Raw genomic sequence first — 18,071 nt, 5'->3', positions numbered from 1 at the left:
TAAAAATGGAGTTCTTCGACTACTTTTCCAATCTTTTCGGCGACCGCTGGCCCGCACTGCTCGAATCCCTGAAGGGGGAGGGAAAGGCCACGGAGCTCCGCTTTGGCGAAAGCCTCGAACCCTACTATCTCGACGAGGCGTCCGTATTCGCGGCCTGCGCCCTGGGGGTATGTCCCGGAGACAGCGTGCTCGACATGTGCGCCGCTCCCGGCGGAAAGACGCTTGTGCTTGCCTCCATGCTCAAGGGCGAAGGCTTTTTGCAGAGCAATGATCGTTCTCCCGACAGGCGCCTACGGCTTTCGCATGTCATCGAGAATTCGCTCCCCGAGGAGTGGCGCAAGATAGTCTCGGTCTCGGGCTACGATGGCGTGAAGTTCGGGCTCCACCGCAAGGAATCCTACAGCAAGATTTTGCTCGACGCCCCTTGTTCTTCGGACCGCCATGTGCTGAATTCGCCGGAACATCTCAAGGTGTGGTCGGTAAAGCGCGTAAAGCGCCTTGCGGTGGAACAGGGCGGGCTCCTGGCTTCGGCAATCGATGCCCTGAAACCCGGCGGAACGCTCGTGTACGGGACCTGCGCACTTTCGCCCATGGAAAACGACGACGTGGTGAAGCGAATTCTCAAAAAGCGGCCCTCGATGCGCAGCGTGCAGATAGCGGAACTGCCCTCCGGCGCCGACCGTACTGAATTCGGCGTCCACATTTTGCCCGACCGTTGCGAAGGACGCGGCCCTATTTATTGTGCAAAACTCGAAAAGGCTCCCTAGTTTGGCTTTTTTTATATATCTTTAGATTATGCTGAAACGATTTGCTCCTTTCGTGTTTTTTGTTGTGTCCTTAGCTGCTGCCCTGGCGTTTGCTGCCGAGAGCCCTGCCGCTCCTGTATCTTCTGTGCCGACCAAAGCCGATACGGCTACGACCCGCGAGGTGCCCGTCCGCTACTTCCTTGTGGGTGATTCCGTGGAACAGGAAGCCATCTTCGTGAAGATTGAGAAGGATACCGTCTACCTGCGTGCCCCGGACGATGCCGCCCAGAAGGTGCTTGAAGAAATCCGCGACGAGGAGGCGGTTGCGCTTCAGGAAAGCAACGGCCAGAAGGTCGAGGAAGAAGACGAGTTCGAGGATGATGACAAGGCCGAACCCGCGAAGCCAGCCGAAATCATTATGACCGATGCCGTGAAGGATTCACTGGCCGCGAAGTCCGATTCTGCCGCCGCTGCCGATTCCATTGCCGCCGCCGAGGCCGCGAAGGCTGCCGAGATTGCTGCCGATGCCGAAGACGATCTTGAAGCTGCCCTCGAAAAGGAAGAGAAGCGCCTCAAGATGGAAGAGGTAGCGAAGGTCGAGGCCGAAATCCGCGAACGTGAAATCCAGGACAGCCTTGCGAACGTTGTCGAAAACCCCTACATCAAGATTTTCAGGCTTGACCTCAAGCGCCTGTACAACCTCGAAGACAAGGTGATGATTGACCTTTCGCTTTCGAATTACGTGGTCCCGGTTGTCAAGGAAGAAGAGGAGACCATTGAACTTTATCCTGCAGGAAACGCGAACCTGTTCGTGACGTCGAATCCGGAAGCGTGCTCGCTCTTCGTGAACGGCATCCCGCTCCATCAGGTGGCGCCCGATACCATCAAGAATATCAAGCCGGGCAAGTACACTATCTCCGTGATGAGGGTGCTGCGCGACGTGGAATGGTGGGGTACGCAGACGGTAAAGATCAACGCGGACAGCCTGAACAAGGTGGATATCGCCGTGGAGCGCCCGTCGACGAGGCTTACGCTCAATACGAACCCCGAAGCGGTCGAGGTCTATATCGGCGAGGAACCTTCGGTGAACCACATGCCCGACTACGTGACCGACGTGGTGGTGGACGAAATCAAGCCGCAGCCGCAGCTGCAACTGTTTTTCCGCAAGGTGGGTTACCGCGATACGACCATCACGACAGAAGTCAAGGCGTTCATGCCGAACTTCATCAATGTCGAACTCCAGTCTATCGACGATGTCGAGTACATCCAGGGACAGAGGGAATTCAACCAGAAGCGCAGCGACCGCCGCATAGGTAAGGTGTTCCTGCTCAGTTCCATCGCGCCGATTGTCGCGGGTGGCATCCTCTGGTACTTGGCTGAACGCAACTGGGGCGATGCGGCCGACAAGAAGCACGAGTATGATCGTTCCGTGTTCGATAGCGAGAAGGCGCAGCGTCTCATCAAGGACAATCACGACTTGAACAAGCAGGGCGATGTCAAGGGCGGTGTCGCCATAGGGCTTGGGGCGCTCGGAATCGGCCTTCTGGTGGCGGGAGTTGTCTTTGTCTTCTAGTCTTTTTCGCACGGGGCGCCTGTCGGCGCTCCTTCTTTTTTTGGCATTTGCGGTGCTGGCCCATGCGCATCCGCATGTGTTTGCCGATATTACGGTAAAGGCGCTTTTTGATGCGTCCGGTTTTACGGGAGTCGAGAACCGCTGGGTCTACGACGAGATGTATAGCGCCGGGATGATGGCTTCCGCCGACCAGGATAAAGACGGGAAAATTTCGAAAAGCGAAGCGAAGATACTCGAATCCGCAATCCTTGACCCCATCAAGCAGCAAAACTATTTCAACTACGTGCAGGCGGGGACGGACTTCTTGAAGGTTTCCCGCATCAAGAATTTCAAGGCGGAACTGTCGAAAGGAAAACTGGTAATCGATTTTGTCGCGGAGCTTACGAAACCTGTTGCCGCCGACTGGACGATGCTCGTCGTTGTCGTTGCCGATCCGTCGAATTACATCCAGATGACGACGGATATGGAAAATGCGGATGTGCAGTCCCCGGAATCGCTTGAAGTGGAATATTTTGCTGACGGACTTGACGGTTTGTCTCTTTTCAAGGCCTTTCGTTCCGAAATAGAGGGCCTTTATCTGAGATACAAGAAAAAGTAGACCTTTGTCCTTGCCTATTATATATATTTGAATTGTTTGATAGGAGGACTTTATGCGTAATGAACTCGGCAAGTTGCTTTTCCCGGCGCTAATCGGGGGTGCGTTCCTGCTTCTGGCCTGTGATGGAGGTGACGGCCCGTCGAATCCCCGTGAAGGTGGCAATAATGATGAATACAATGCCTTTACGGACAAGCGCGATGGCAACGTCTACCGCGTTGTCGAGGTGGATGGCCGGATGTGGATGGCCGAAAATCTCAGGTACCGGGATGTCAAGGCCGACCCGATTCTCGAGGATAATTCCTGGTGCGCATCCGGTGACAAAAAGAAATGCGAAAAGGAAGGCTTTCTTTATAGCTGGGCGGCCGTGATGCTCGATTCGTCGTGTGCGGAATCGAAATGCGATGTTGTTTACCCGCACCGTGGAATCTGCCCCGAGGGCTGGCATGTCGCCGAGAATTACGAATGGCAGGAACTGTTCGATTTTGCCGCTGGGCAGGATTCGTTACTTGTGAAGTATCCCGGATTCGACTGGTCGCCTACGGGCATGTACTATGCGGACGAGGACTTGTTGATAGATGATATCGACTCTTACTACTGGACGTCGTCGGCCAGGGCAAGCAACGAGGCTTTCGTGTGGTTGCTCGAGGATGGCCTTGCGGATTTCTTTCATATTGAAAGCACGAAGGACAATGGCTTTGCGGTCCGCTGTGTTGCCGATTCGGGCGAAGTCAAACTCGACAAGTATGTCGAATTTGAAATACCGGAACGGCCTAGCTCGCATGAGGGGTCGTCTTCTTCAAGAAGGGTATATTCGAGTTCAAGTTCTTTCATGGAACGGTCATCGTCTTCGTACACAATAGATGTATCGTATGTGGCTGAGGGAGGGTTGAACGCATTCACGGACAAGCGCGATGGCAACGTCTACCGCGTCCTTACGGTAGGGCCGCAGATTTGGATGGTGGACAACCTGCGGTACAACGATACGGCGGCGTCCCCGGCTCTCAAGTCTTATAGCTGGTGCATCGGTTCTGGGGTTGATTGCGGAAAAGACGGTTATCTGTACGACTTCGCCGCTGTGATGGATGTTCCGGAATGTGCCTATTCTCTCTGCGAAGTTTCCTACCCGCACAGGGGTATCTGCCCGGAAGGCTGGCATGTTCCTTCCAATGATGAATGGGATTTCCTTTTGAAGGAAGCTGTCGCGTTGGGCGTGCCTCTCGATAGCTATCTCGGATTCCCCTCTGCCCCGACCGGTGAACATGGAAGCAAAACCACGATGGACAACTGTGCCCGCTACTGGACGGCGTCACAGGCGAATGCCGAAGCTTCGTACGAATATTACCGCTGCGGCAGAGATTCCAATTTCTATAGCCAAAGCTACAGAAAGTCGTATGGGTATGCGCTCCGTTGCGTTGCCGATTCGGGCGAGGTTAAACTCGACAAGTATATCATACCTGAGGAATCTTCGAGCAGTTCGGAAAAGTCGTCTTCTTCTTCGCGTCCTCAGTATTCGTGTGACTACTCGTGCTTTTCATCGTCGTCGAACGAAACGCTTGCGGAATCTTCGAGTAGCGAGGGCTATGTGTTCCGCGATGACCTGGAAACCTTCACGGACGAGCGTGATGGTGAAGTTTATCGTGTGGTGGAAATTGGCACGCAGGTCTGGATGGCGGAAAACCTGAGGTACGTCGACAGCACGGAAACGCCCGTCCTCAAGGGTTCCACATTCTGCTGGCAGGATGACCCCGAAAATTGCAAAGTGCGTGGGGCGCTTTACCTGTGGCATGCAGCAATGGGGAAGACAGAAGAAGAATGCGGGTATGAAAAGGATTGCTCGCTCGATAGCCCTGTTCGCGGAATTTGCCCTGCGGGATTCCACGTGCCGACGGATGATGAGTGGCTGCTGCTGCAGTCCGTTGTTGGAATTTATCCCGGGTCAAGAATGTGGGCGGTACCTCGCGGGACGGACGCCTACGGTTTTGGAGCGGTTCCGTCGGGGGAGATGGATGGTCGTGAAGGAAGGGCTTATTCCAGCGGAGAAAACGCCCACTACTGGAGCGCGACATCTTCGAATTCAAGGTCGGCCGTTGACTGGTACCTTCATGTCAATGAATTCAAGGGGCAATCCTTCGATAGACGCATGGGTTATGCAGTCCGTTGCGTCAGGGATGCCGAAAATACACCAGATTAGTTGAAATTTCTCACAGATAATTTTGAGGCTCTTTCTCATTGCCTTGTAAAAAGGTAAATTTAGGGGTATGAGAAAAGCCGCCTTTGTCGTATTTCTTTTGGCCTTTTTCCCCGTGTTTGCCCAGGAAAAGGTTTCGGATTCTGCCCAGGCCGTAGTTCCCGTGCAGACCGAGGAACTAAAGCCTGCAAAGAAATCGGGCCTTCTGGGTGCCCTTTTCCCGGTTGAACCGGACGAGTCGATTGCAAAAGGGAATTTTTATGCGGGCGCAACACTTTCGCTGATTCAGGCGAATACGGAAGACGATGCCTTGAACATTCTTATCGGCGATGTGTATGACGCTTACGGATACACGTTCACGGTAGAGGGATTCGGGGGCTATTTTATCCGCGATGCGATGGCGCTTGGCTTGCGAGCGGGCTATTCTCGCACTTGGTTCGATGTCGATTTCTCGCTTCTGGAAGACCTGATGGACGTGAAGGAGCGCCGCAAGTACGTGAGCAACGGCTTCTTTGTGCAGCCGCTTTTGAAAAATTACCTGAAGGTGCTGGATTCGCGCATTTTCTACCTCTTCAACGAGACTTCCGTTTTGGTGGAGTATTCCTACGGAATCTCGCAGACGGATGACGGCGAAGACCTGAAGAAAACCCGCAATACGGGCTGGTCCATCGAAGCGGGTATAAATCCGGGCATCTGCATCATGGTGTTGAACCGCATTGCTTTTGAAACATCGGTGGGACTTCTGGGGCTTAGCTCAAGCATCATCGATGTGGAAGAAAATGACGAAACAAAGAGCCGTGTCGTATATAATGTCGTCAATTTTACAATCAACCTCCTGGCGCTCAAGTTCTCGCTGGTGACGTTCTTCTAGGAGGTTCCAATGCGGTTTGCTTTTCAATGGAAGAAATTGCTGGGTGCGGGCTTTTTGTGCTCTTTTGCCTTTTTGCTGCACGCTTGCGCGGAGGAACCGGAAGTTCCTGTTGCAGCGCCTGAGATGTCCGAACTCTTTGAAGATGTAGACGATGCCAAAATCGACATCGAGTCGCACTTGATTGTGCTTCCCGATGGGCTAAATTCGTTTACGGTCGATAATATTGCGGCCCTTGGCGGCAGCAAGTGCTATCTCGCGCTCGACGACGATCCGGTAGATCCCGAAATTGACTGGGACAATCCCGTAAATACTGGTACGGAAATCGAACTTGGAGATGAAGATCTCCGGTTGGTCGTCCTTGACGACGAGAGTCGTGTCGTTGCTGTCTGGACTATAAGGTTGCCTGAAAAGAAATCCTCGAGTAGTGTAAAGGCGAAGTCGAGTTCTTCTAGTGAAAAATCTTCGTCGTCGGCAAAAAGTTCTTCTTCGGAAAAATCGAGCTCGTCGGAGGATGAGTCGTCGTCCAGTGTGACTCCCGAATCCAGTTCTAGCGAGGAATCGTCGAGTAGTGAAATGCCAGAGTCTAGCTCCAGCGAGGCGGTGAAACTTTCTGAACTTTCTGTCGCTAAGGGAACTGTGACGGTGAAAGATTCGCTTGTGTATGTGGAAGTGCCCTACGGAACGGACATCTCGAAGGTGAATCTTTTGCCGCTCGATACGGTGAACGACTTGCGGCACAGGGTAACGATGGAATTTGCGGATGATTCCGGGAAAGTTGCAACCTACAGCGTGGTTGCCGGAGTGCAGCTGCCCGGTTCCGACTTTAGCGCCCGCAACGACTTCTGGGCTACAACGAGCGATGCAATGGCGACGAAGACATCGTCTGCCGCCATAAAGGTCTCTTCGAAGGCGAATCTTGAATTCGATGGCGGTATGGCGACTGTTACGACCCGCGAAGTGGAAGGCTCATTCTTGTTTATTGATGGAAGCTGGAAGATGGCGGGCGGTTTCTACTTTAGCGGGGAATACGCAGGTGAGACGGCGCTGGATATTTATGAGCAGGGCTCTGACGGAGGTACACCTTCGACAGGCGATTCTTACATTGCAAATGACATGAGTTTCGGTAAGCCCTTTACTGCGCGTCCGGTTGCCTTCGAATTGAGGTATTCTTACCATCATGAGACTGGAAAATCTTCGGATTACCCTCAAAAGAGCCTCGTTTACGTGATGCTCGTGGGGAAGAACGGCAAGGTCGTGGCTACGGGGGCGTTCTCGGACGATGCGAGCGTGGATATGAAAAACCGTACGGTGAATCTTTCTTACGGCAAGGATCCGTTCGGGCTGCTTTCGGGAGAATACCCCGTCGCGGAAGGCCTTTCGCTTGGCAAGGGTGACGAGGATGTGGTCGCGATTCATGTGATGTTCGCTTCTTCCGCATACGCTCATGTCGTGAGTGGCGGGACGCTGGGCAATGATGACAAGTATCGTGGTGGCGAAAATTCGGCGCTTGTGCTGGATGACTTTAAACTGATTTATGAGGAGGAATAGATGAAGAAGTTTGCGATTTGCCCTCTTGAGTTCCTGCTCGTCGTTGTGGCGTCATTCCTTTTGTTTGTTGGCTGTACTGCGGACTACGATACGTTCGGCACGTCCGATTACCGGAAGATGAACGAGATTGCCTTTGAGGAACAGGATGGCAATGCGGCGGTCTATCCCGATGAACACAAGATTATGGTGACTCTCGCCGAGATTCCCGACAGTCTCGATACCTGGGATTCTGTGGCTATTGGCAATCTCGATATAAGCTCCATGGCGACGCTCCATCTCGTCACCAGCAAGTTCAAGGAGTTCCCGCAGGATTCCGCTGCATTGGATTCGCTTTCACAGGAGGTTTCGTATGCGAAGGAACGCTTGCGCGAAGGCGATAAGATTCGCATTCCTTCGAGCGGGATTGTCTATGTGGTGGTTGTTTCCGAAAGCGGTATTCCCGACTTGTGGCAGATCGCGTTTGAAATTCCCGAAAAGAAGGAATCGGACAAGTCGTCCTCTTCGGCAAAAGGCTCTAGCAAGTCATCGTCTTCGGCAAAAGATTCCGATAAGGATGGTTCTTCGAGTAGCGCGAAGAAGGAGACGTCTAGCAGTTCTTCAAAGGGTGGCGATTCTGCAAGCAGTGGAAAGTCTTCGGCGAGTGGCGAGGAACCGGAATCCTCCTCGTCAGTGGAGGTGCCAGCGAATGCCCCGAAACTCCTCAGGTTTATTGCCGGCGCGGGAGAGGTCGAGGGCGAAATCGACCAGGATGCCGGTACGGTTTTCCTGAATATGGATTATGCAATTGATTTGGACTTGCGCGACCTTGAAATCAAGGGACTGGATCTTTCGGATGGCGCTACGGCAAATGTCAAGGTGGGCGAGTCCCACGACTTTTCGCGTGGATTGAAGGTGACTCTTTCTAATGACGATGCTGAGCGAACCTACACCGTGAAGGCGGGCTACCAGTATCCGGGCAGCGATTTCAACCACTGGGCGAAGGATGACTTTGGCAACAAGAACGATATCGACGGCTGGGACAATGGCAACAACTCCGCCATTTCGTCGACCAAGACTCTTACTGTGAACGAGGATGAAGAAGTTATCAAGATGGAATCGATAAATGCGACTGTTTTAGGCATAGGCCGCTTTGCGAGTGGCAACATGTTTATCGGCTATTTCAATCCCAAGGGCGTAGGCACGCTCAAGTTGACCAGCTACGACGACGGCAACGAACTCATAGATTTTGGCAGGCCGTTCTACGGTCGCCCGAAGTTTGTGGAATTCGACGTGAAGTACGAGGGCAAGAAGGATTCCTGTGACCTCTACGTGATTCTCGAACACCGCAGCCGCACGAGCAACGAGGGCAAGAACCAGTACCGCACGTCCAGCGATGTGAACACGATGGTGGCCTCTGCATGGTACCGCGCGACGACGGTCGAGAGCGAGGATGACCCGGATGTGGTCTCCATTACCGATGCCGGACGCGATGGCTACAAGACTATCCGCCTTGCGCTCAAGTATGGCCCCCCCCTAGAAGGGTCGCCGATTTTCAATTCTAGCGCTTTTAACAAGAACCTCAAGAATTCCGCCGGAATCGACAACCATATGGTGCAGACGGAAACCCCGGATGACTTTGACGTGACGCATATCCGCGTTGTCGTGGCATCCAGTGCGCTCGGAAATCTCTACAAGGGGACTGTCGGGGCTACTCTCTGGGTTGACGAGATGCGCTTGTTCTATTGATTTATTACTATATTTGATAACATATTTAACCATTCTTTACTAGAAGGAGATCAAAATGTTCAAACGAATCATTGTCACATCCCTCCTTGTCGCTGTTCTCGCGAATGCCCAGGACGATTATAGCTATGGGGATTCTGACGGAAGTAGCGCCACGCAGTCTAGCCAGGAAGCCCAGCCGGCTGCTTCGGCTCCGTCGAACGACTACTCCATGTCCGTGTCCATTCACCCGATATCGATGGCTATTTTCTCTCTTATTGGAATGCCTTCGATTATTGCGACGGTCGAAAATAATCTTGGCACCCACCTGTCCCTGGTATCCCGTCCGGAATTGATGTGGCTGGACGTTTCGGATAAGGATGAATCGATCAGCATGTTCTTGGTTGGCCTCTATGAAGGTGTCAGGTACTATTTTAGAGAAGGACATCGTGGTTGGTACGTCTCCCCGCAGATTGGCTATGAACATGTTTCGATGGAGTACACTTACAAATATGATCATGACGATGACAAGGAGGCTTCCGTGAATGCGTTTGTCTTTGTTGTTTATGGCGGTTATAAGTATACGAGCGGGCGCTTCGTCATGGCCATGGATGTCGGTATGGGTTATACGGTAATGTCGGGTTCTGCCAGCGATGCTGAAGATGCCGAGGAAATTGCCGGAAACGGTTTTGGTTTCGATCTGAACTTCTCCATGGGCTTTGCTTTCTAGCCTAGAATTTTCTATTTTTATCTACAAAAACGGAGATTTTTATGCCGGCAATACATTTGACTGCTGAAAATTTTGACAAGGCCATTTCTTCTGGTCAGCTTGTTTTTGTGGATTTCTGGGCAACCTGGTGCCGTCCGTGCATGATGATGGGCCCTATTATCGATGAACTTGCCGACGAATACAACGGCAAGGCCATTATCGCGAAGATGGACGTGGACAGCGATGGCGCGAAGGACATTTGCGCCCGCTTCGGCATCACGAACATCCCGAACATGAAGCTGTTCAAGAACGGCGTAGAAGTAGGAAACGTGGTGGGTGCCGTGCCCAAGGCGACCGTCAAGGCCGTCATCGACAGGAACCTGTAGTTCCATGTTGACAAAACGTCTGATTGTTTGCCTCGATGTCCGCAACCGCAAGGTGACGAAGGGCGTCAAGTTCAAGGGCAATGTTGATATCGGCGACCCCGTAGAAATGGGGGCGCAGTATAGTACCGATGGCGTGGACGAGCTCGTTTTTTACGATATTACAGCGAGCGCCGAGAACCGCCCGTGCGACATGGAAATGATACGCCAGATTGCTAAGCGTGTGTTTATTCCGTTTGCCGTAGGTGGCGGAATCCGCAACCTCGACGACATGCACGAGGCCCTGCTCGCAGGTGCCGAGAAGGTGAGCGTGAACAGCCTCGCCGTGCTGCATCCCGAAATCATAGTCGACGGCGCGAAGGCGTTTGGTCGCCAGTGCGTGGTGCTCGGCATGGACGCCAAGTTCGTGGGTGTTTCGGACAAGTTCAAAAGCGGCTACGAGGTGTATATCCGTGGCGGTCGCCAGGCGATGGGAATCGATGCTGTCGAGTGGGCGAAAAAGGCCGAAGATTTGGGCGTGGGCGAAATCTGCCTGAACGCCATTGATACCGACGGCGTGCGCAACGGCTACGAACTCAACATCACCGACCAGGTGGCGCGAACCGTGCAGGTGCCGGTGATTGCGAGCGGTGGCGCTGGTACTCCGACGCATATCGTGGACTTGTTCCGCAAGACTTCTGCCGATGCGGCGCTGGTTGCTTCGATGGTTCACTTCGGCGACTACACGGTTCCCGGAATCAAGAAGGAAATGCTTGCTGCGGGAATCCCCGTGCGCAAGAAGATGAACGGCGAGGTTTAAAGTGAATCCGTCAGTCGCTGTCAAAATTTTCGAGGCGGGCAAGGCTGCCGGCGCCGACTTTGTCGAAATTTTCGAAGAAGAAACCCGTAGCTCGTCTCTTGGACTTAAGGATCGCCATATAGAGACTGCAACGGCAGGGACAGAATACGGTATCGGCATTCGCCTCTTGTACGGGACTGAGGTCCTTTACGGCTTTACGAGCGATGATAGCGAAGATGCTCTGGTCAAATTGGTGCAGACGCTTGCTTTTGGACGTATCGCCGGCATGTCGGCGAAACCTGTAGAATTTGCACCTCGGAAGCGCGTGGCGGATTTTAATGCGGATGCGTTCCGCGATCCTCGCGTGCTTGGGCAGGCGGTCAAGCAAGATTTTCTTTTCCGTGCCGACAAGGCAGCTCGTGAAATTTCGGACAAGGTAGTCCAGGTGGGCGCTTCGGTAACGGATTCCTGTTCCATGATAACGCTCATGAACAGCGAGGGCTTGAATCTCGTTCTGGATCGTTCTCGTCTCCGTGTGAACGTAACGGTCACGGCGACGGATGGAACCGAGAGATTGACGACGCACGAAGCTCCGGGCGCACTTGGCGGCTACGAACTTCTCGATAATTACTCTCCGGAGGAATTGGCGACTGTCTGTGCCGAACGCGTCGTGCGTATGCTCGATGCAGGCTACATCGCAGGCGGTCAGATGCCCGTGGTGATGGGTAACGGCTTTGGTGGTGTAATTTTCCACGAGGCGTGCGGCCATCCGCTCGAAACGGAAGCGGTGCGTCGTGGTGCTAGTCCCTTCTGTGGTAAACTCGGTGAGGCTATTGGCCAACCGTGCCTTACAGCCATTGACGACGGCACGCTCGATGGCGTGTGGGGAAGTCTCAAGTTCGATGACGAAGGGATGCCCACGCAGCGCACGACTCTTATCGAGAATGGTATTTTGAAAACTTACATGAGCGACCGCGTGGGCGCTGCCGAAGTGGGGATTGCCCGCACGGGGTCTGCCCGTCGCGAAAGCTACAAGTACGCACCCGTGAGCCGCATGCGAAACACGTTTATCGCACCTGGTAAGGATACGCTCGATTCCATGATTGCGAGCGTCGACAATGGTCTCTATGCAGCTCGCATGGCAGGCGGCTCCGTGAACCCTGCGACGGGCGAGTTCAATTTCGCGGTCGACGAAGGCTATGTCATCCGCAATGGCAAGATTTGCGAACCTGTGCGCGGGGCTGCTCTCATCGGCAAGGGGCACGAAATCATGCCGCGCATCAGCATGGTCGGGAGTGACTGGGAATTGGCTGCGGGAGTCTGCGGAGCCTCTTCGGGACATGTGCCCGTGACCGTGGGACAGCCGAGCATTAAGGTCGATCAGATTCTCGTCGGCGGCCGCTAGGCGATACTTTTGCTTTTTATAGCCCGTAGGCTTCTTTCTTCAGTTTCCTGAAATACTCGAACTGAGCCCTGGTGGAACTCTGCATCGTGTATTTGCGCGTGCGTTCGTATGCGGTCTCGCGCATTTTCCGGTATGCTTCCGGTTCTTCGAGATAGAGACGTCGGCTTTCTTCCAGCGCATCGAGCCAGGCGTTTTCTTCGATGGGGAGAATGTGCCCGGCATCGTTGTCCATCACGATGTCGTGGGGACCGCCATAGTCGCTTACGAGGGCGGGTGTCCCCGTCGCCATGGCTTCGACCACGACGTTTCCGAAAGTATCGGTTACGCTCGGGAATAGGAAAAAGTCTGAATCTGCGTAGAGGCTTGCGAGAGTGTCGCCGCCCTGTTCTCCGGCAAAGTGCACGCTGCTGTCGCCTTCGAAGAACTTCTTGATTTCTTCGAGATACCAGCCGTAACCAACATACATGAGTTCCACATCATTGTGCTTGGCCGCGAATTTTTTCCACACGCTGTTCAGGAATTCCAGGTTCTTTTCTTTCGAGATGCGGCCGATGAACGAGAATCGCACCTTGCGCTCGGCTTGTGCCGATGCTGCGGTGCCGTTGAACTGTTCCCACACGCCTTTGCCGCGCAGGTCGGGCGAGAATTTTTCGAGCGGGAGTCCACGGGGTAGAATCTGGACCTGGTTCTTGGGAACTTTCAGTTGCGAGGTGAGAATGTCTGCGTAGTCCTTGCAGGGGCTTACGACGGGTTTGGTCATGCCATAGAAGGTTTTCATGAGCCAAAGCACGAAATAGTACATCCACTTTGCCTTTACAAGCGTGCGCGTGTAGGTGGGCACGTCGGTGCGGTAGTGGCTGAATACCTTGATGCCCGCAACCTTTGCACAGAAGCATACGAGCCAGGCGCCGGGACTCGGCGTCTCAAGTTCGATGAGGTCGACGGGGTAGCGTTTGAGCAGTCGTAGAACGGGGCCTATGCGCGGAATGGCGAGTTCGCTGTTCGCGTACCCGAGCTGTTCCATGCTGAACAGGCGCGGAAGCAAAATGCAGTAGCTGTTTTCGACGACACCGCAGGGGCGCGTGTTGAACGCGCTTCCCGCAAGGAAAGCCTTCATGTTGTGGGCGCGCATGTAGGGAATCACGTTTCTCAGGTTGTTTGCGATTCCGTTTGTCTCGTCCAGGTTGTCAGAGTAGAAAAGGATGCGCACGTCGTCGGCGGGACGCTTTTTGCGTTCCTGCTTTAAATAGAAGCGTAGCTTAAGGAGCTTGGGAACGTTTACGAGGAGCGCCAAGAATACTACGGGCGGAATCAAGCCGGTGCGGAGGTTTCCTGGGGGCTGGTGTCTGAAACTGAACATCTTCCTGAAGGTGCTCGTGACAGTGCGCCCGAAGATATGGGGGCGCGAATCCAGCGCGTCGGTCGCCTTAAGCTTTGTTGAACCTGACGCAGTCTTCATATTTTACTCCTTTGCCACCGAAAAGGTCAAGGGCCGATCCGATGGTGAGGTCAATCTTTCCGTTAGAAATTTTTTTGCAATGTTCAAGGTCGGCAAGTGACTTGGCTCCCCCCGCGTAGGTGCAGGGAATAGGGCTGTTTTCTGCTAGGAAAACGATAAGTTCATCGTCCATGCCTTGCTGCTTTCCTTCCACGTCGGCGGCATGAATTAGGAATTCGTCGCAATAGCGCGAAAGGTCGTTTAGCGTCTCTGCCGTAATCTCGATATCGATGAGCGTTTGCCAACGGTTAATGGCTATCTTCCAACGGGGCCTTGCATTGCTATACGTGTCGGCTGTGCGCTTGCAGCTCAGGTCAAGGACGAGATGCTTGCGGCCTACGGTTGCCGATAGCAGTTCGAGCCTTTCGCGGTCGAGCTTGCCTTCTGGAAAAATCCAGCTTGTCACAATAACATGCGATGCGCCCGCATCGATATATTCGCGAGCGTTTTCGGCGTTGATTCCGCCTCCGACCTGCAGTCCTCCGGGGTATGCCGCGAGGGCTGCTTTCGCCGCTTTGTCGTTTCCCTTTCCGAGCATGATTACATGCCCGCCCTTGATTCCATCTTTTTTGTAGAGCTCGGCGAACCAGGCTGGGGAACGATCGGTCTCGAAATTCGTCTTGAGTCCTTCTCCGCTGTCAGAGAGGGAACTTCCGACAATCTGCTTTACGCGGCCGTCGTGCAGGTCTATGCAGGGGCGGAACTTGGTCATTAGTCCTTCACTCCAGTGACCGTCCAGTCAATTTTTTTGCCGTTGCTTCCATCGCTACGGCCGCGGTAGAACAGGACTTCGCCACCGGCTGCCATCTTCATCGCCTTTTTCGCGATCCAACCGTCTACCTTGTCCAAGAGGCTTGCTTTTTGGTAAGTCTTGTTCACGGGGAAACTGAGCATGGGGGAGGCTTCTTTCCATTCAATGGCGAGCGGATTCTTGGGGAACTTCTTCCCGTTGTAGGTTTCTTCGCCTTCCTTGATGCTTGCCGGGATTACGACCTTGGAACCGTTTCCGTCGTTGTAGAGCGCATAGCCGAAGGACTTCCCGTCCTTGGTGAGCGAGATGCGTCCTGCGAACATCGGGTTCCTCGCATTCGTGCTGAAATTCAGCGAGCGAATGGTGAGATCCGTTGCCTGTACCGTTTGCCAGGTCTGGTCCATGTAGGCGTATCCCTTAACGGCGATGGTGTCTTCGTTGTAGCCGATGCGGCCCGAGACACGGCCATAGGGAATATGGATGTATTGGGCGAACTTGTCGTTGCCGACTTTCCAGATGCCGTCTCCGTTGACCTTGCCCTGTTCGGCGCTTTCAAATGTCAAATCCAGGAAAAATTTTCCCTCCTTGTCGGCGGTAAAATACACGCGGTGGCCCTTGCCGGGCTTGCCTTCCATCGCATATTCACCTTTGATATCGATGGATGTTTTTTCCTTGAGAACTTTCAGGCGCTCCGGAGGATACTGGCGTCCGACGGCGTGGGTCTTGCTCTTGAAATTCCAGAAGGTCAGGTCGCAGCCAACTTTTTTGCCGGACGCCGGAACATATAGCGTGGAGTAGTTTACAAAAGCACGGGTGCCGTTGTCAAATACAAACTGGTAGCTCCATGTTTCGTTGAATTCCTTTGCGCTATTTTGGTGTGGCAAGAAGTCATTTGCTGTAAGGTTACGCGTTGCTCCTGACGGTGCAGAAACATCGACTGCATAGACGGTTGCCACAGCAAAAGCCAGGAGTACAGAAAAAATAATGTTTGTCATTTTGTTCATCATATAAAAAAATAGAAAAAAGGGTTATGAAAAAAATTGTGTCCCATGAATAACTATATTTATTTTATGGTTATCAGGCAGTACAACGAAGCGGACCTTACGGCAATGATCCGCATCTGGAACGAGGTGGTCGAAGACGGCATCGCCTTCCCGCAAGAGGACTTGCTCACACCCGAAAGCGGCAAGCAGTTCTTTACCGCACAGACCTACTGCGCCGTTGCGGTTGAGGACGACAAGATTTTCGGGCTATACATTCTTCACCCGAATAACGTGGGCCGTTGCGGGCACATTTCAAATGCGAGCTACGCAGTCGCTTCGGAATCCAGGGGCAAGCATATCGGCGAAAAGCTGGTGAAGGACTGTCTTGAACAAGCTAAAAAGCATGGCTTCGGAGTCTTGCAGTTTAATGCCGTCGTCGAAAGCAACACGCACGCGCGACACCTGTACGAACGCCTCGGATTTGTCCAGCTCGGAACCATTCCGAAAGGTTTTCGAATGAAGGACGGGCATTACGAAAACATCTGCCCGTACTATCACGAGTTGTAATTTATTCCAGGTACACGACCTCGCCCATTTGCGGCATGAGCACGGGCTTGCCCGATTCCTGGGCGGCGCGTTTCGCATTTTCCAGCGGTTCCGTGTACGAATGCTTACTCAGGCAGAACTTGGAGTGGTGAACCGTCATGTAGCGGTTCGCGCCTAGTTCCACCATTTCCTTGCCCAGGTATTCCGGCATGGTGTGGATAAGCGACCAATCCTTGTCGTACTGCCCATTTTCAAGAATCGCCAAATCGATGTCGGTAAATTTCTTTCCGATTTTCTCGAAGTGCGGGCCATAACCCGAATCGCCGCCAATCCAAATTGTGCGCTTAGGAGACTTGAACGCGAACGACGCCCACAGAGTCTTATTCTGGTGAAGATCGCGGCCCGAAAAATGCCTTGCCGGAGTCGCCGTCACGTTAAAGCCTTCGCCCAGGTCAACAGATTCCCACCAGTCGAGTTCCGTAAGTTTTTCAACGGGATACTTCCAGTATTCAAAATGCTCGCCCACGCCGAGGCCAGTCACCACGCGCTTTACGCGGGGTTCCAGTTCCGTCACCACCCGGTAATCCAAGTGGTCCCAGTGGTCGTGCGAAATCACCAGGTAGTCAATATCCGGCATGTCGACGGGCTTGTAGACGTCCGTTCCCTTGAACATCTTGTTCACGAAACTCACCGGCGAACCCTGGTAAAAAACCGGGTCCACCAGCACTTTCTTTCCGGATAAATTAAGCAGGTACGAGGAATGTCCGAACCACACAATCCAATCGCGGTCCTGCGGTAGCGACTTCAGGTCCGTCTTGATGACGTTCAATGCGGTGTCGGGAACGGTCTGACTCTTGTCTCCGAACAGGAAATCCTTCCAAACGGCAAATACGCTCCTGTCGCCCGTCATGGTGACGGTTTCTACCTCGTTCATGAACTGCTTTCCGTCGTAATTCGGCGACTGCTTGATACGTTCAAGGCGCTTGCCCTGCGGGATGCGCCCGAAACTTGCCTGCGATAAGAACAACACGCCCACATCTCCCAAAATAAAAAGTACAGATAAGATAATCGCCGTAATCATGAGTTTCTTGTTCTTTGCAAAACGCAAGCGCATCGTTCCCATTCTAGCGGATAAAGTTCGTGAAGATTTTCTTTTCGGCAATAGGCTGCACGACACCCGCCTTCTTGCCCGCTTCGATGCTCTTCAGGATCCACGCCATGTTGCGGCCCAGTTCCTTCATAATCTGCACGCCCTCATCGTCCTTCAGCACATCTTCCGGGCTGGAACCGTGAACCATGTTCCAATAGCGAGATGTCACCAGGGGCTGTTGCGCAAAGGTGGGGTACTTGTTCAGGGCGTCGAGCGTTGCGGTAGTGCCGGCACGGCGGGCAGAAGCAACCGTTGCGGCGGGCTTAAAGAGCAGTTCCGCTTCGGCAATGCCGTAAAGCCTGTCCAAGAACATCAGCATCTCGCCACTCGGGGATGCATAATAGACCGGGGAGCCGTAAACGACGGCGTCGGCAGTTTTAAGGATTTCCTTGGCTTCGTGAACCACGGCATCGGTTTCGCCCTTCAGCACGCGACCACCCACAAAGAAGATTTCCGTCTCGATGCCAGCGGCCTTGAGTTCGCCAGCCACCAGGTTCAGAGCCGTGTAGGTGCAACCCTTTTCGCGACGGCTACCATTGAATAAAACGACCTTCATGATAAATTCCTTTGTTATGAAAAATGTTTCTTTATTAAAATTCTACTTGTCAAAATCGTCCGGGGATTCGAACAACTTTTTCTTCAG

General features: G+C 53.3%; 17 protein-coding genes. 12 read left to right on the top strand and 5 right to left on the bottom strand.

Annotated features, from left to right (window positions below):
• Positions 1-5: 5 nt before the first annotated feature.
• From B2310_RS03855 to B2310_RS03805, 11 genes are all read left to right on the top strand, one after another.
• Positions 6-767, top strand: coding sequence for an RNA methyltransferase (locus B2310_RS03855; protein ID WP_290728825.1), 762 nt, complete (start codon positions 6-8; stop codon positions 765-767).
• Positions 768-795: 28 nt separating this feature from the next.
• Positions 796-2,319, top strand: a complete 1,524-nt coding sequence (locus tag B2310_RS03850; RefSeq protein ID WP_290728823.1) for a hypothetical protein — start codon at positions 796-798, stop codon at positions 2,317-2,319.
• Positions 2,309-2,917, top strand: a complete 609-nt coding sequence (locus B2310_RS03845; protein WP_290728821.1) for a DUF1007 family protein — start codon at positions 2,309-2,311, stop codon at positions 2,915-2,917. The genes B2310_RS03850 and B2310_RS03845 overlap by 11 nt, the downstream gene beginning before the upstream one ends.
• Before the next feature lie 52 nt (positions 2,918-2,969).
• The gene (locus tag B2310_RS03840) at positions 2,970-5,108 is read left to right on the top strand and encodes an FISUMP domain-containing protein (protein ID WP_290728819.1); all 2,139 of its coding nucleotides are present in this window, start codon (positions 2,970-2,972) and stop codon (positions 5,106-5,108) included.
• Between the two features lie 67 nt (positions 5,109-5,175).
• Positions 5,176-5,976 (top strand): hypothetical protein, encoded by an 801-nt coding sequence (locus B2310_RS03835; protein WP_290727025.1) that lies wholly within the window; start codon positions 5,176-5,178, stop codon positions 5,974-5,976.
• A 9-nt stretch (positions 5,977-5,985) separates the two neighbouring features.
• Positions 5,986-7,524 carry a PCMD domain-containing protein gene (locus tag B2310_RS03830; protein WP_290728817.1) on the top strand — a complete coding sequence of 513 codons (1,539 nt, stop codon included), beginning with the start codon at positions 5,986-5,988 and terminating at the stop codon, positions 7,522-7,524.
• Complete coding sequence (locus B2310_RS03825; RefSeq protein WP_290728815.1) at positions 7,525-9,249, top strand: PCMD domain-containing protein; 1,725 nt, start codon at positions 7,525-7,527, stop codon at positions 9,247-9,249. It begins immediately after the preceding gene.
• A gap of 55 nt (positions 9,250-9,304) precedes the next feature.
• On the top strand, positions 9,305-9,955 hold the full coding sequence (locus B2310_RS03820; protein ID WP_290728813.1) for a DUF3575 domain-containing protein: 651 nt from the start codon (positions 9,305-9,307) through the stop codon (positions 9,953-9,955).
• Between the two features lie 41 nt (positions 9,956-9,996).
• Positions 9,997-10,320 (top strand): thioredoxin, encoded by a 324-nt coding sequence (gene trxA, locus B2310_RS03815; protein WP_072808313.1) that lies wholly within the window; start codon positions 9,997-9,999, stop codon positions 10,318-10,320.
• Positions 10,321-10,324: 4 nt separating this feature from the next.
• Positions 10,325-11,116: an imidazole glycerol phosphate synthase subunit HisF gene (hisF, locus tag B2310_RS03810; RefSeq protein ID WP_290728811.1), complete on the top strand. Its 792-nt coding sequence runs from the start codon at positions 10,325-10,327 to the stop codon at positions 11,114-11,116.
• A 1-nt stretch (position 11,117) separates the two neighbouring features.
• The gene (locus tag B2310_RS03805) at positions 11,118-12,500 is read left to right on the top strand and encodes a TldD/PmbA family protein (RefSeq protein ID WP_290728809.1); all 1,383 of its coding nucleotides are present in this window, start codon (positions 11,118-11,120) and stop codon (positions 12,498-12,500) included.
• Positions 12,501-12,516: 16 nt separating this feature from the next.
• Here B2310_RS03805 and B2310_RS03800 read toward each other — a convergent pair whose 3' ends face one another.
• The 3 genes from B2310_RS03800 to B2310_RS03790 are packed head-to-tail and all read right to left on the bottom strand — an operon-like array spanning position 12,517 to position 15,744.
• Positions 12,517-13,959 carry a glycosyltransferase gene (locus B2310_RS03800; RefSeq protein WP_290728807.1) on the bottom strand — a complete coding sequence of 481 codons (1,443 nt, stop codon included), beginning with the start codon at positions 13,957-13,959 and terminating at the stop codon, positions 12,517-12,519.
• Positions 13,928-14,710, bottom strand: coding sequence for a phosphoribosylformimino-5-aminoimidazole carboxamide ribotide isomerase (gene hisA, locus B2310_RS03795; RefSeq protein WP_290728804.1), 783 nt, complete (start codon positions 14,708-14,710; stop codon positions 13,928-13,930). The genes B2310_RS03800 and hisA overlap by 32 nt, the downstream gene beginning before the upstream one ends.
• Positions 14,710-15,744, bottom strand: coding sequence for a hypothetical protein (locus B2310_RS03790; protein ID WP_290728802.1), 1,035 nt, complete (start codon positions 15,742-15,744; stop codon positions 14,710-14,712). The genes hisA and B2310_RS03790 overlap by 1 nt, the downstream gene beginning before the upstream one ends.
• A gap of 75 nt (positions 15,745-15,819) precedes the next feature.
• Here B2310_RS03790 and B2310_RS03785 point away from each other — a divergent pair, with 75 nt between their 5' ends.
• Positions 15,820-16,299: a GNAT family N-acetyltransferase gene (locus B2310_RS03785; RefSeq protein ID WP_290727016.1), complete on the top strand. Its 480-nt coding sequence runs from the start codon at positions 15,820-15,822 to the stop codon at positions 16,297-16,299.
• A gap of 1 nt (position 16,300) precedes the next feature.
• Here the strand turns inward: B2310_RS03785 and B2310_RS03780 are convergent, their stop codons facing one another.
• Together B2310_RS03780 and B2310_RS03775 are read right to left on the bottom strand one after the other, a co-directional pair.
• Positions 16,301-17,401, bottom strand: a complete 1,101-nt coding sequence (locus tag B2310_RS03780) for an MBL fold metallo-hydrolase (RefSeq protein WP_290781579.1) — start codon at positions 17,399-17,401, stop codon at positions 16,301-16,303.
• Between the two features lies 1 nt (position 17,402).
• Positions 17,403-17,984 carry a flavodoxin family protein gene (locus tag B2310_RS03775; protein ID WP_290728798.1) on the bottom strand — a complete coding sequence of 194 codons (582 nt, stop codon included), beginning with the start codon at positions 17,982-17,984 and terminating at the stop codon, positions 17,403-17,405.
• Positions 17,985-18,071: the final 87 nt, after the last annotated feature.

Source organism: Fibrobacter sp. UBA3629, from assembly GCF_002374005.1.
In the GTDB taxonomy this organism is placed as follows: Bacteria; Fibrobacterota; Fibrobacteria; order Fibrobacterales; family Fibrobacteraceae; genus Fibrobacter.
This window is presented reverse-complemented; position numbering and strand designations above follow the sequence as displayed.